Annotated in this window: 11 protein-coding genes; 1 reads left to right on the forward strand and 10 read right to left on the reverse strand. The window is 63.0% G+C overall.

Annotated features, from left to right (window positions below; translation table 11 throughout):
• Positions 1-19 precede the first annotated feature (19 nt).
• The 5 genes from U5782_RS15620 to U5782_RS15640 form a co-directional block, all read right to left on the reverse strand.
• Complete coding sequence (locus tag U5782_RS15620) at positions 20-1,222, reverse strand: porin (protein ID WP_322044750.1); 1,203 nt, start codon at positions 1,220-1,222, stop codon at positions 20-22.
• Positions 1,223-1,315: 93 nt separating this feature from the next.
• Positions 1,316-2,674 (reverse strand): MFS transporter, encoded by a 1,359-nt coding sequence (locus U5782_RS15625; protein ID WP_322044751.1) that lies wholly within the window; start codon positions 2,672-2,674, stop codon positions 1,316-1,318.
• An 87-nt stretch (positions 2,675-2,761) separates the two neighbouring features.
• A complete protein-coding gene (gene fahA / locus U5782_RS15630; RefSeq protein ID WP_322044952.1) occupies positions 2,762-4,102 on the reverse strand; it encodes a fumarylacetoacetase in 1,341 nt (446 codons plus the stop codon).
• Positions 4,086-5,321: a CoA transferase gene (locus U5782_RS15635; RefSeq protein ID WP_322044752.1), complete on the reverse strand. Its 1,236-nt coding sequence runs from the start codon at positions 5,319-5,321 to the stop codon at positions 4,086-4,088. The genes fahA and U5782_RS15635 overlap by 17 nt, the downstream gene beginning before the upstream one ends.
• 2 nt (positions 5,322-5,323) lie before the next feature.
• Complete coding sequence (locus U5782_RS15640; RefSeq protein WP_322044753.1) at positions 5,324-6,088, reverse strand: enoyl-CoA hydratase/isomerase family protein; 765 nt, start codon at positions 6,086-6,088, stop codon at positions 5,324-5,326.
• Between the two features lie 288 nt (positions 6,089-6,376).
• Here U5782_RS15640 and U5782_RS15645 point away from each other — a divergent pair, with 288 nt between their 5' ends.
• Positions 6,377-7,090, forward strand: coding sequence for a TetR/AcrR family transcriptional regulator (locus tag U5782_RS15645; RefSeq protein ID WP_322044754.1), 714 nt, complete (start codon positions 6,377-6,379; stop codon positions 7,088-7,090).
• Here U5782_RS15645 and U5782_RS15650 read toward each other — a convergent pair.
• The 5 genes from U5782_RS15650 to U5782_RS15670 all read right to left on the reverse strand — a co-directional run bounded on the left by U5782_RS15650 (position 7,076) and on the right by U5782_RS15670 (position 13,304).
• Positions 7,076-8,026: a LysR family transcriptional regulator gene (locus tag U5782_RS15650; protein WP_322044755.1), complete on the reverse strand. Its 951-nt coding sequence runs from the start codon at positions 8,024-8,026 to the stop codon at positions 7,076-7,078. The genes U5782_RS15645 and U5782_RS15650 overlap by 15 nt on opposite strands.
• 282 nt (positions 8,027-8,308) lie before the next feature.
• On the reverse strand, positions 8,309-8,503 hold the full coding sequence (locus tag U5782_RS15655) for a hypothetical protein (protein WP_322044756.1): 195 nt from the start codon (positions 8,501-8,503) through the stop codon (positions 8,309-8,311).
• The gene (locus tag U5782_RS15660; RefSeq protein ID WP_322044757.1) at positions 8,500-9,672 is read right to left on the reverse strand and encodes a PepSY-associated TM helix domain-containing protein; all 1,173 of its coding nucleotides are present in this window, start codon (positions 9,670-9,672) and stop codon (positions 8,500-8,502) included. Before U5782_RS15660 ends, U5782_RS15655 begins: the two co-directional genes overlap by 4 nt.
• A gap of 131 nt (positions 9,673-9,803) precedes the next feature.
• A complete protein-coding gene (locus U5782_RS15665; RefSeq protein WP_322044758.1) occupies positions 9,804-12,350 on the reverse strand; it encodes a penicillin acylase family protein in 2,547 nt (848 codons plus the stop codon).
• 123 nt (positions 12,351-12,473) lie between these two features.
• Entirely contained in the window at positions 12,474-13,304 is an 831-nt protein-coding gene (locus tag U5782_RS15670) for an ATP-binding cassette domain-containing protein (RefSeq protein WP_322044759.1), read from the reverse strand.
• Position 13,305: the final 1 nt, after the last annotated feature.

The raw sequence follows: 13,305 nt of genomic DNA on the forward strand, positions 1-13,305 counted from the left end.
CAGGAGGGCTTAAGTGCGACTAGAAGCGATGCCGTACACCCACGGCTGCGGCCACCTGATAGCGGGAATTGGCGCCTGTTGAGCCGCCAACGTTATTGATTGCCGCCGTCAACGCTCCGTTCAGCGCTTTCTGATAGACCACAACCGCATACATCTCCGTAAGCTTGCTCAACGAGTAGATCAGTCCCGTGTTGAATTGCAGCCAATGAGGATGAGGGCCGTCGCTGATATTCGCCATGGACTGCGCACCCTCGACATTGCCGACGCTATAAATGGCGGCCACCCCGGCTTGCAGCGTGGGGGTGAAACGATATCTCCCATTCACTTCGTAATTCGCGATCGAGAAACTCGTGTGATTCGTGTATCGCAACTTCGTGAAGGTATAAGCTCCGCCGATCGTGAACTTTTCCATCTCGTAGGAGGCACCCGCCCCGGTAATATCCTGCGAACTGACCGGCTGTGTATAAAAGATCGACGTGGTGTTCGAATAATCCCCTGCTACTGCGCCCGATGTATTGCTACCGCCTGTCGCCCCCGCCGACGGATTGCTCAGATGGAAGTGCGCGACGCCCAGCGAAAGCGCGTTGCGCGTGTAACTACCGCCAACACTCCACGCACTATTATTCGCAAAGCCGTCCCCGTTCGAACCGGACGCCTGGTTACTGAACGCATACAGCCCCCCGAACGTGAACCCCGCGAGATTCGCACTTTCGAATTTGACCGTATTATTCAGACGAAATGTGGTGTAGAGATTGTCGACATCGCCGATGTGCGCGCCGTATTGCGTCCCCCACTGTCGGGACGAGACAAACGGCCCGACGAAATCGACCAGCGGTTCATACTGACGCCCGAGTGAAAACACGCCGACCGCATCGTTCTGCAAACCGACATAGGCTTGTCGGCCGAACAACCGCGATCCCTGCAACAGGGTCCCGTTGGCCACGCTAAATCCGTTTTCCAGAACGAAAACGGCTGAATTCCCGCCGCCCAGATCCTCGACACCACGCAGTCCCCAGCGAGAGGGCACCCCAACACCGGTTGTTTCCTGGAATTTGCTCGCGCCGACACCGCCTGGATGAGCCGCGACGTTGTTCACGTAACTCAGGCCTGCGTCCACGATGCCATAGAGCGTCACGCTGCTCTGTGCATGCGCGACGCCAGGCAAGGCACTGGATATCGCCAACGACATCACCCGAATCCGCCTGTTCATGCTCCGTTTCATGAGTCTCCATTCCTTAGCACTATTGATTATTTATGACAAAAAAATCACGGGCGACCGACGAGGTTTCACCCCACCTCGTCGGCTACCCTTGCCTTACTCGCGTGCTTGCGAAAGGCCCGGCAACAGTCGACGGGCCACCACGGGAATCCCTACGACGAGCAGGACAGCGGAAAATGCCTGGACGATCCCGGCCGCTAAAAAGCCACTCGCGTAGCTTCCCGACACGTCGCGCACATAGCCGGTCAACCACGGCGTAAGAAAACCCGCGAAGTTGGCGATCGAGCTGATAAGCGGAACGGCGAGCGCCATCTCCGCAGCTTTCAGGAAACGTGCAGGGATTTGCCAGAACAACGACACACCCGCTCCAGTCCCGGCGATCGCGAGCACCAGCGTACAGAATGTCGTCGTCCGGTCGCTGTGCCACGCGAACACCAGTACGATCAGACTCACGACGCTCACCAGCGACGCAACCGCACAATGCCAGCGAATGTCCCGATAGCGGCCCGCGAATGTCGAGAACGCAATGTTCCCCGCCGCGCCCAGCAGGCAGATCGCTGCAATGGCATTGCCAACCGAACGGTAGCCTCCGAACCCTGCTTCACGCAGGATCGTGGGCATAAAGAATCCCAAGGCGGAATTGGCGGTCAGTATGCAAAAGTAGATGCCCGCGAGGACCCAGATCATGGGGTTGGCGAGGAGTTTGTGTGACGCCTTGCCGGTTTGCGGAGCGCCGTTCTGGCGATCCTCGGCGATGCTCCTCAGGATCTGCTCTCGTTCGCTAGCGCTCAGCCAGCGCGCAGTAGAGGGGCCGTCGGGCAGCAGAAAGAACGCCACGCAGCCCAGCAAGACGGTGGGAATCGCCTGAAGAACGAACATCCATCGCCAGCCCGCCAGTCCGACGAACCCGTTCATGTGTTCAAGCACGAATCCGCCGCTCATCCCCACTGCGATCGTCGAACAAATCGCTGCCGAATGGAAAATGCTGAAATTGCGCGTACGACGCTTTGTGGGGAACCACTCGTTAAAGTAAAGAATGACGCCAGGATAGAACCCTGCCTCGAATGCCCCAAGCAGGAAGCGCAAGGCGTAGAACGTCGCGGGAGATTTTACGAACATCATGGCGACACTCGTAAGCCCCCAACCCACGGCGATGGCCGATATCGTGGTCCTTGCGCCCAGGCGCTGCTGAAGCGCGGTGCAAGGCACACCCATCACCACGTATCCCAGGAAAAACAGCCCTGCGCCGAGTCCATACACTGTTTCGCTAAAGTGCAGATCCGAAAGCATTTGCAATTTGGCGAACGCCACGTTGGCACGATCCACCCAGGCGAGCAGCCACAGGCAAAAAAGAAGCGGGATGATACGCCACTCCGACGCAAGAAAGGCTTTGTTTAGATCGCGCTCCGACTCACCAGCCGGCTTGATTGCATCCGTATCGAACAACACGCTCATCGCTTCGTCTCCAGGCACAAACGTCCCGATCTTTCGCCGGGATCATTTGAAGAATTGACCGTCCGGGTTGTGCCCGGACGGTCAGGCTCATTCCCATTTTGCGGGAAGGACTTCACTACGGTTTTCACCGAAGCCGATACTGGCGAACCCCGCTCGCTCGCACCAACCTCTGATGACGACACGGTCGCCGTCTTCGAGAAACGAACGCCGCTCGCCATCGGCCAACTCCACCGGCGCCTGCCCGGCTCGCGACAATTCGATCAGCGCCCCCGCTTCGCTCGCACCCGGCCCGGAAATCGTCCCGCTGCCGAGCAGGTCGCCCGCGCGCAGATTGCAGCCACCGACTGTGTGGTGCGCGACCATCTGCGCGATGCTCCAGTACTGGTGGCGGAAGCTCGTTCGCGAGAGTCGGCTAGCGCCCTTTCCATTGCGCCGGGCACTTGCCGTCTCGATGGATACTTCCAGTTGAATATCGAACGCCGCCTGATTACCGACCGCCGTCAACGCGAGATACTCCAGTGGCTGAGGCTCGCCCGCCGGACGCGTCCACGCCATGCTGAACGGTGCGAGCGCATCCATCGTCACAATCCACGGCGAGATCGTCGTGGCGAAGTTCTTCGCGAGAAAGGGTCCAAGCGGCGTCGACTCCCACGCCTGGATATCGCGCGCCGACCAGTCGTTGAGCAGGCACAGGCCGAAAACATGCTCTGCGGCGGCCTCAACTGGAATACGTGTGCCCTGTTCATTGCCGACACCGATGAAGATGCCCAGTTCGAGTTCGTAGTCGAGTTTCGCGCATGCGCCGAACTCCGGCTCTTGCCTGCCCGGGGCCAGACGCTGCCCGACGGGTCGCCGGACAGACTGCCCCGACAAGCCGATACTCGAAACGCGTCCGTGATAAGCGACGGGCATCCACTGAAAATTCGGCGAAAGCGTCCCGTCCGGCCGCATCAGCTTGACGATATTGCGCGCGTGATCGACCGACGTATAAAAATCGGTGTAGTCGCCGATCTGCGCAGGCAATGCGTATTCGGCTTCACGCTGGGGCACGAGGCAACGCATGAGTTCATCGCGCGAAGGCCCCCCGCGCACGGCCAGGTCGTCAGCCTTGAACAGCGCGAAAAGCGCATGACGTAGCGCACGCCATGCAAGCGGCCCCATAGCGAAAAAATCATTGAGCTGCGGGTTTGCGCAGGCGAAAGCGGCTTGCTCGGCCATCCCCGACAAACCGCCTACGGCGGTCAGTGCCTTCAGGTCGATGACGCAATCGCCCAGCGCAACGCCGCCACGAAACGCTTCGGTCGAACCGGCGCGCCGGAACACGCCAAACGGCAGATTTTGCAGAGGGAATGCACAGCCCCCCTGATTAGCCGATTCGACCCAGCTCCTCGCCGCGGGGTCATGCGTATGATCAAGGCGCATCGAAATCCCCACGCAGGCTGCGGCGGCTCAGGAGAATGCGACGTTCGCGCAGCGTCTGGATCAGCGCAGGATCGACATTGCGCTCGGTCAGCAACTCCACGTTGTGCTCGCCCTGAAAGGCGGGAATGCCGGGCGCCGGGAGCGTCGCGCCGCTGAAACGCCACGGCACACCGGGCATGCGCATCGTCCCGCCATTGCGGTCGTCGATTTCCACAATGGCGCCCCAATCCTCGGCCCATTCGGATTCGGCCAGTTCATTCGTCGTCCGAACTATGCCGATTGCAAGCCCCTGCTCGCTGACCTGCGCCTGCAACTCTTCCAGATCCGTGAAGGTGAGAATCCACGCACGCACCTCCGCCAGCAGTGCGTCGAGATTCTGCCTGCGCAGGTTGGCCGTCGCGAAGCGTGGGTCGAGCAACAGGTCGGTGCGACGCATCATCGAACAGAAACGCACGAACATCGGCGAATAGATCGGGCTGGCCGCGATCGTCACATGACGCCCATCGGGCATGCGGAATATATGCGACTCGGTCGCGCTCAAGGCAGGCGGCTCGCCTTGCGTATCGACCCCCGACAATTGCGCGCCCGCACGTTCGTTGACGGCAAGCATCGTGGCCGCCATCGACACGTCCACGTGCTGTCCTTCGCCCGTACGATGCCGATGTTGCAGCGCCGACAACACGGCGATCACCCCATGCAGCCCGGTGTAGACGTCGGCATGACTGCACGCGTCGTTCTTCAGCTCGTCCGGGCCGAACTCATAGTGATCGCGCAGAATGTCGGTGAGGCCCGTCTCCGCCTGGACAGTCGGCGCGAAGGCCGGCCGGTTGCGCCACGGCCCCGTCTGGCCATAGCCGCTCATGGAGACGTACACGACTGCGGGATTGAACTCGCGAACCTGCTCGTAACCCAGCCCGAAACGGGCCAGCGTGCCGGGGCGAAAGTTCTCGACAATGATGTCGGCGTCACGGCACAGGTCCGTCACGATCGCCCGCGCCTCGGGCCAGTTCAGATCGAGACTCAGATTGCGTTTGCCCGCATTCTGCTGGGCGTAGTAGACCGACATCGTGCCGATGTGCGGTACGCCGCCACGCCCCGTGTCCCCGCTCGGCGGTTCGATCTTGATGACCTCCGCGCCAAGATCGCGCAGCGTTTTCGTGCACAGCGGGCCCGCCAGAACACGCGTGAAATCGATAACCTTCAGTCCATCGAGAGGAGCGCCCATGATTAATTCCCCTCGAAAATAGCCGAACCCGGGCCTGACTTCGCGAACGATTCGAGGCCGCGCTTTTGATCGGCGCTCGCCCACATCATGTTGCTGATTTCGGTCTGTCTTGCGTCCGCGCCCGCAATACCGTGTCGCGCCGACAGGTTGGCGAGCGTCTTGATACCCTTGAGGGCGACGGTCGGGCCCGCCGCGAGCTGGCGCGCCCACGACATCGCCACTGCCGGCAATTCGGATTCGGCCGTGACGAGATTGATGACGCCCCACCGTTCGAGCGCCACGGGGTCATGACGGCGGCCGAACATGGCGATCTCCTTCGCACGCGCGGGACCCGCGCGCTGAACGAGACGCTGCACGCCGCCGAGCAGCGGCAACAGACCGAGGCTCGACTCCGCTGCGGCGAAGAAAGCCGTGTCGGCCGCAATAATCATGTCGCAGGTCAGCGCCAATTCAAGGCCGCCACCGAGCGAACCGCCATGCACCGCCGCCACCGTAGGCAGCGGAACGTTCTCGAGCGAGTCGAGCAAGGCATCGAGGCCCGCCTGATCGCGACGGCGACCGCCCCCCGCAAAACCGGCCACATCGGCGCCCGCGCAAAAGTGACGCATCGCGCTACGCAGCAGGATTGCGCGGCAGCCCTGCTCCACGGCCTGGCTATAAGCCGCGAGGAGGTCCTTCAGAAACGTATCCTCGATCAGGTTGTGGGGCGGCTTCGACATCGTGACGACGCCAACCGCGCCATCCTTTTCAAACACGACAGTGCTCATCTCTCGTCCTGCATCGTGACCCGTCAATACGGCGGGCGTGGGGGTTAAAACGAACGGACCTTAGGTAGGACAGCGAAACGACTCGCGGATCTGCCTGGCCGAAATCAGCTTCTTGCTTCCTCGCTCGATATCGACCCGGCGGTTCAGCGTGAGTTGATGATAACAGTGTTAACTTAGATGCAAATCAGGGTATTCCCGGGAGAAGAAAAGCGCATTCCCTCCGTGATCAATCCCCATTTGTACGCATCCCAGGGCAATCGTTGCGCGTGCCAAAGCCGCCCGCCTATAATGATTCGCCTCTGGACCGCCCATTCCCGCACTGTGAGTTCGAAACCGTCCGCTGCCGCCGCTACGCCTTATCACCACGGAAATCTGCGCAATGCGTTAATCGCCGAAGGTCGGCGTGCGCTCGAAGAAGTGGGTGCCCACGAATTGAGCTTGAGATACCTGGCGCGCGCCGTTGGGGTCTCCGAAGCCGCGCCTTCACGCCACTTCGCAGGCAAGGACGGTCTTCTCGCGGCCATTGCGGCTGATGGCTTTCGCGACCTCGCGACGATGCGCCGGGAAATACTGTTGGCCGATAGCCCCGCCATGACCAAGGCGTATCAGATGATGCACGCCTACGTCGATTTCGCGCGAACGCACAAAGGGCTCTTCGATTTGATGATCGGGCCGCGCCTTGTCGCGAGAGATTTGTATCCCGAGTTGACGGACGAAGGCTCGAAATCTTTTGATCTCTTCGCCACCGTGATCGAATCCGCGGCGCAGGAAAGCGCCTGGCCCAAGCGATCGCTTCCGCTTGCGACGCACGCGGCATGGAGCGTCGAGCATGGTCTCGCTACGCTGATTCTTTCCGACCGCGTGCCGCGTTCGAGCGGTGCGGTTCCGCTCGACCAGATGGTGCATTTCACGATCTCCCTCTTTCTGAGCGCCATTGCGGCCGGTCCAACCCATCTCGAAGGCATCATGAAAACGCTGCCGGCGTCGTCACGACGCGCTTGACGCGTTCGAACGCCCGCCCGCAGTTGCGGTGGTCTTTGCCAGTTCGTCGAAAAACTCGCCGGCATGATCGATGAATGCGCGCACCTTGGCGGGCATCAAGGTTCGGGTGTTATAGGCGAGCCGGATTTCGACTGCCCCTTCCCGGATTTCAAACGCCTCCAGCAACCTGACCAGTTTCCCCGAACTGATTTCCTCTTCAACAAGCGCAATGGGCAGTGCGCCGATGCCAAATCCCATGAGAACCATTTCCCGATTAAAGACGGGATTATTCGAAGAGACATCGTAGCGGATCGGTATCGTCAGATCCTGGTGTTCTTCGCCACGAAACGTGAGCACCGGCTTTCGCAACGACGGTGGCATAACGACAAACGTGTGCGCCGCAAGATCCTCTGGCGTGACCGGTCGCGCGTGGCTCGCGAGGTACGCTTCTGTCGCGAAGATGCCCAATGGCATGCGCTCCAGCAATCGGGTGACGGCTTGATCGGAACTCAGCATGAAGGGCAAAACGACGCCCAGGTCAAAACCGTCGGCCACGAGGTCAACGGGGCGTTCAGTCAGTGTGATGTCGAGACTGACTTTGGGATACCGCTGCTTGAAACTGGCGATGAGTGGCACCAGCCGCTTGTTGGTCGCCGTGGTGTGCGCAACGAGCCGTAGAACGCCGGAGGGCGTATGCGTCTGCCCCGTCATTTCGTCTTCGACAACCGAGAGATCGTCGAGAATCTGGCAGCACCGGTCATAAACGCGCGTGGCCGATTCCGTCAAGGACACCTGACGTGTGGTGCGATTGAACAGTCGAACGCCAAGACGTTGCTCGAGCGAAGCAACGGCGCGCGAAATAACCGGCGGCGTGGTGCCCAGCCTGTCTGCTGCTCGTCGAAACCCTTTGGCTTCGACTACCGTCCGAAATATCCGGAGGCTTTCGATATAGTCCATACAGTACTCCCACCATTTCACGGCATCAAAAAACCGGCGAAATGGTTAATACATAGCTTTTCGCCAACAGCAGGCGCGACCATCCCCGGCAAGTGTCGGTTACGACAATTGCCACGGGTTTCGGAGGTCATCCGCGACGAAAAAAACGGGGGGACTTGCCCTTGTTCAGCGAAGTATTCATGCCGCCTGGGCACGGCTCACTTCTGTTGCGAGTATATACGCGTTAATTTCCAATTCTGTTGACCGTAACGGCAACAGATTGTTGAGCAATCGATCAGGCGATTACCCGCGCCGCGCGAACGCGAATCGCAACGCCACCGCCACGGGCGTGGCGAGCGCACACCACGCGAACACCCGCCCGGCGTCGGAGCCCAACAAGGCGGCGGCCAGGCCGCCCGCCGTCAACGCGGCGAGCGTGAGTGGAATCGCCCACACGCGGCGCAACCCGCCCGTTCGATGACGTGCAGCCGTGGTCATACGCCTCCTCCATCCACGACGCGCGCCACAAGGCCGGGTGCACGCGCCTCCTTCACGCGCCGCGCGCGTGCAAACCACAGATACAGCCCGCTGCCGAGCACGACAAGGGTGATGAGATCGAGCATGGCCCAGAGAAGCTTGAGCGGCATGCCGCCGTAGTCGCCGAAATGCAATGGCCGCGAAACTTCGAGCGCACGCAGATACCACGGCATGTTCACGACCGCCGTGAGCGCGCCCGTGCGGGCATCGACGAGAATCGGGCTGAACAGCCGCGAGGTCAGCGTGGCACTCCCCTTCGCCCACAGCAGGTAATGCCACGGACTGCCGTTGGCGCGCGTCGGGAACGTGAGGCCCGTCACGGTCATGCCGGGCGCCGCGCGCGACGCCGTGTCGAACGCGGCCTGCACCGAGCCGAGCTCATGCAGCGCGGGCGGCGCGGCGTCCTGATAACGGCTGAGCATCTGATGCACATCGCCGCGTTGCCAGAGCGCGAAGAGCGGCGTCGACAATTCGTTGAGCACGCCGGTTGCTCCCACCACGAACACCCAGACGAACGTCGTGATGCCGAACAGGTTATGCAGATCGAGCCAGCGCACGCGTCGCGCGCGAGCGGCGCGCACCGTGCCGAACGCGAGATGCTTCATATACGGCCCATAGAGCACGACGCCCGAGACCGTCGCGATTACGAACAGCAGGCCCATAAAGCCGAGAAACAGTTCACCGGGTAGACCCGCGAACAGATCGCGGTGCAGCCGCAACATGACGTTCAGGAAGGTCCACTGCTGACTGCCGGGAGAGACGTCGCGTTCGAGCAACGCGCCCGTGCGCGCGTCGAAGCGCACCGAATGGCGGGTCGACGGCCGGTTTTCAAAGGCGTCCCACGACGGCGCCATCCAGACCGCCACCTGCGGTTCGTCGTCGTCGCGAAAGACCGAGGTGACGATCTCGCCGGGATAGCGCGCACGGCTTTGCGCGACGATGCGATCGAGATTCGCCGGAGGCGTCCCGGCTGGCACGCTCGCATAGACATGCGGATCGAGCCAGCCTTCGATCTCATCGGCAAAGAGCAGCGGCAGCCCGGTGAGGCAGATCACGAAGAGAAACAGCGTGCAGATCAGACTCGACCAGCGATGCACGCTCGACCAGCGGCGCAGTGTAACGGGAGACACGTATTTCGCCCAAAATCAGGGTTCTGGATGAAATGCGCAAACCACGCTACCTGCAACGCCTGCCATGCCCGCGCATTCCTGTTGGCGGGCATTGTATGCCGGGCGATCGGCCAGTTTGATGACAACGCAACTTATTGCGCGGGAGCAGCCGGTGCCGATGGCATCGATTGCAGCGTGGTGGCCGAAAGCACAGGATCGGCGGCAATGGCGCTTTCGGTGAAGCGGAATCGCTGCCACGTCCCGCGAGCGAACTCGCGCGTGGCGTCGCTGTAGTGCGGCGAGGCCGGATCGTCGGAGAGCGAATGCGCGAGCATCGTATCGGCGTCCACGCCGTCCTTGCCGAAGCTCACGACCTGCACATAGCTGTCGCCGTGCCCGCTGCCGTCCATCGCGTAGCCACCCGCGTTGAGCGGATGCTGCGCGCAAACCACCGTGAAATAGCCCGCGTCGTTGCAGCCGCCATAGAGCGGCACGCGCACGGCGCCGCGCTGCGTATAGAGCAGTTGGCCACGCGTGGAGTCGGCGGCGAAGCCGAAGGCGCGCAGCGCGCGCACGGACTCGCCGAGCGCGTGGCGCAGCGCCGCCAGGGTGGCTGCGTCGTCGGTCTTGAGGCCGCTCGGTGTGGTAAGCGGCGCGGCGGGATCGAACGGCGTGCGATAGAGCTTTTCGGGCGGCAGTGCGCTGGCGCGCCGCCAGAACTCGTCCCACAGATTCGCGCCGCGCGCGTCGCTGCGCGCGGTGCCATCCCACGCCGCGAGCACCTTGCAGGCCTGCGCGACATCGGCATCGTCGCTACCGTTACGGGTCGCCGCAACGTCGGGCGCGTCAGCCTTGCACAGTGCATCGAGCACCGGACGTCGCAACAGTTCCTCCGACATCGAGCGGCTCGTCAGCACGCCCTGCTCCACGGCCTCGCGTGTGACGCCGCCCGGCGCGGCCTGCAATTGCGCGGCAAGTGCATGACCCAGGCGCGTGCGCAACGTCTGCGGGATGCCCGTGATGCCGGTTACGCGCGCGAAGCCCGTGAGCGGCACGGCCGGATTCGTGAGCCAGTAGCTGTCGTTGAAGTTGCCCACGTAATCGTCGCGCAGCAGCGAAGGCATGTGCGCCACGCCCAGCGTACGCGCCTGAGGCGTACCCGCTTCGCTCTGCCATTCGCAGGCGCTCTTCGAACCGTCGAGGAACGGCACCCCCGGCGCCTTCGCGTCGAAAGCGCGGCCCAGCGGCGGCGTGCAAGCCTGCGCGAGCGCGTCGCTCACGCCCGGCGTCGCGCCGATGTCGGCGAACCACACGCGCGCATCGTTGCGCCCGATCGCGAAGGTATTGACCCACGGCGCGGCCGCGTAACGCTTCTGGATCGCGATGAAATCGTCGAGCGACTTCGCGCCGTCCCAGGCAAGGAAGTTTTCGAACACGCGCGTGTTGTCGGCATTCACGTCGCGCAGCGCGAAGGCGTGTTGCGCATTCCAGGCGAGCGCGGGCGACATCGACGCGAGGTCGATCAGCGGCCCGAAGCGCGAGCGGTACAGTGTGCGCGTGACGCTCGCGAGCGTGCCGTCGCGTTGGCGTGCCTGTACGGTGATCGGTACGGCCTGCATGGCTTCGTCGCGGCCATCGTAGAGATAGTGCGTGGGCGCGCCAGGCACGAGCGTGAGCTGGAAGATGCCGAAGCGGCGCGCCTGCGAGACCGTATGCGTCCAGGCGATGTTGTCGTTGAAGCCGATCATCACGACCGGCACGCCAAGAAACGTTGCACCCGCAACGTTGAGCTGGCCGGGAATGGTGAGCTGCGTTTCGTAGAAGCGGTCAGGACCCTGCCAGAACCAGTGCGGATTGCCGAACAGCAGGCTCGCGCCGTCGCGCGTTTTGGCCGCGCCGAACGCCAGGGCGTTGCTGCCGATGCCTGCCCGCTGGGCGATCTCGAAGCGCGCCGGCGCGATGTTCATGGCAACGGGGGTTGCGCCACGATCGGCATGGGGTGCGCTTGCCGCCTCTGGTTGCGCGGGCGCAGCCTGCGCCGAAGGCGGCTGCGCATGAGCAATGGCTTCGACGAAATGCCCCTCGCCGCCCGCGAGTGTGGCGGCGATCAGGCGCCGATACACATCGTCGGCGTTGATCGGACGGACCCACTCGGCGCTTGCGCAAGCGGCATGCGCGCCCGCGAACCGCCCCGCTCGAAGATCGTCGAGATAGCGGTCGTAGCCCGCCGCGAAACCTGCCACGAGCGCGCGCACGCGCGGCGTCTGGGCGGTGCGAAAACGCGCGACGGCGTCGTCATTGGCCACGAGGCGAAAAAAGAAGTCAGCGTCGAGATTGCGCGGCTGGCCAAACGACGCGGCGGACGGCGGCCGCGCATCGGGTCCGAAATGCGGGCCGGCCTGCGCGGAGCGCTCGCCGCGATACGTCACGAAGGCATCCGCGAGCGTGCAGAGATTGTCCTGCGCCTGCACGTAGCCCGCGCCGTAGCCGAGACCACCCCAGTCGTTCGCGCGGATATGCGGGATGCCATCGGCGGTGCGGCGAATCTCTGCGCGATACGGTTCGCTTTGTGTCGATTGCGCACTGTCGATCTGCGTAGCCTGATCGGCATGTTCCGCACCCAGACGCGCACACGCGCCGAGCAAAGCGGCGCACAACGCACCGGCGACAAGACTGCTTGCTGCGGGGATTCGTTTCATCGGGAGAACCTGGGAATGCGAGTCGGCAATCGAATCCAGCGGCGGCGGCCGGATTCGATTGCGGTTTCATGACAGACCTGAAATCAGGCTTCGAGCGAACATCAAGGATAGTATCAGGCGCGCTCAATGCGCGAAGCTGATCGGCAAGCCGCCGTCCGGATGCGCGACGGTGCCCATTGGAATGCCGTAGATCGCGCTGAGCGTCTCGGCGCGCATCAAGGCGGCGGACGGCCCGTGCGCGAGCAGGCTGCCGCCCTTGAGCGCGATGAGTTCGTCGCAGAAGCGGCCCGCCATGTTGATGTCGTGCAGCACCACCACCACGCCGATGCCGCGCTCCTCGCTCAGGCGCCGCACGAGCGCCAGCACCTCGATCTGATGAGCGATGTCGAGCGCGGAGATCGGCTCGTCGAGCAGCAGGCAATCGCTATCCTGCGCAACCAGCATCGCGAGCCACACACGCTGACGCTCGCCGCCCGAGAGGCTGTCGACGGCGCGATCGGCGAAACGCAGCACGTCGGTCTGCTCCATCGCTTCGAGCACTTTTTGCGCGTCGTTGCGCGAGAAACGGCCAAGCGCGCCGTGCCACGGATAGCGCCCGAGCGCCACGAGTTCGCGCACCGTCATGCCGTCGGCGGCGGGCAACTGCTGCGGCAGATAGGCGACCTTGCGCGCGAACGCGCGGCTCTCCCATTGCGCGAGCGGCTGCCCGGCGAAATCGATCACGCCGGACGCGGGCTGCTGCTGACGCGCGAGCAACTTCACGAGCGTGGATTTACCCGAGCCGTTATGGCCGATCAGGCCGTACACGCGGTGCTTCGCCAGGGTCAGCGACAAGGGCTTGAGCAGCGTGCGGCCACCCGCTTCGAACGAGACGTTATCGAGCGTGAATAGCGCTTGCGCGGGCGCGGCGCTGAGTGGCGCTTCCTGAAGCGTATCGTCGGACGGCAGTTTCATA

Origin of the sequence: Paraburkholderia sp. J67, assembly GCF_905220265.1 — a bacterium.
In the GTDB taxonomy this organism is placed as follows: Bacteria; Pseudomonadota; Gammaproteobacteria; order Burkholderiales; family Burkholderiaceae; genus Paraburkholderia.

Excerpts from the sequence above, each read along its gene's own strand:
- U5782_RS15620 (WP_322044750.1), bottom strand. The coding sequence starts at position 1,222 with ATGAAACGGAGCATGAACAGGCGGATTCGGGTGATGTCGTTGGCGATA.
- U5782_RS15625 (WP_322044751.1), bottom strand. The coding sequence starts at position 2,674 with ATGAGCGTGTTGTTCGATACGGATGCAATCAAGCCGGCTGGTGAGTCG.
- U5782_RS15635 (WP_322044752.1), bottom strand. The coding sequence starts at position 5,321 with ATGGGCGCTCCTCTCGATGGACTGAAGGTTATCGATTTCACGCGTGTT.
- U5782_RS15640 (WP_322044753.1), bottom strand. The coding sequence starts at position 6,088 with ATGAGCACTGTCGTGTTTGAAAAGGATGGCGCGGTTGGCGTCGTCACG.
- U5782_RS15645 (WP_322044754.1), top strand. The coding sequence starts at position 6,377 with ATGATTCGCCTCTGGACCGCCCATTCCCGCACTGTGAGTTCGAAACCG.
- U5782_RS15650 (WP_322044755.1), bottom strand. The coding sequence starts at position 8,026 with ATGGACTATATCGAAAGCCTCCGGATATTTCGGACGGTAGTCGAAGCC.
- U5782_RS15655 (WP_322044756.1), bottom strand. The coding sequence starts at position 8,503 with ATGACCACGGCTGCACGTCATCGAACGGGCGGGTTGCGCCGCGTGTGG.
- U5782_RS15665 (WP_322044758.1), bottom strand. The coding sequence starts at position 12,350 with ATGAAACGAATCCCCGCAGCAAGCAGTCTTGTCGCCGGTGCGTTGTGC.
- U5782_RS15670 (WP_322044759.1), bottom strand. The coding sequence starts at position 13,304 with ATGAAACTGCCGTCCGACGATACGCTTCAGGAAGCGCCACTCAGCGCC.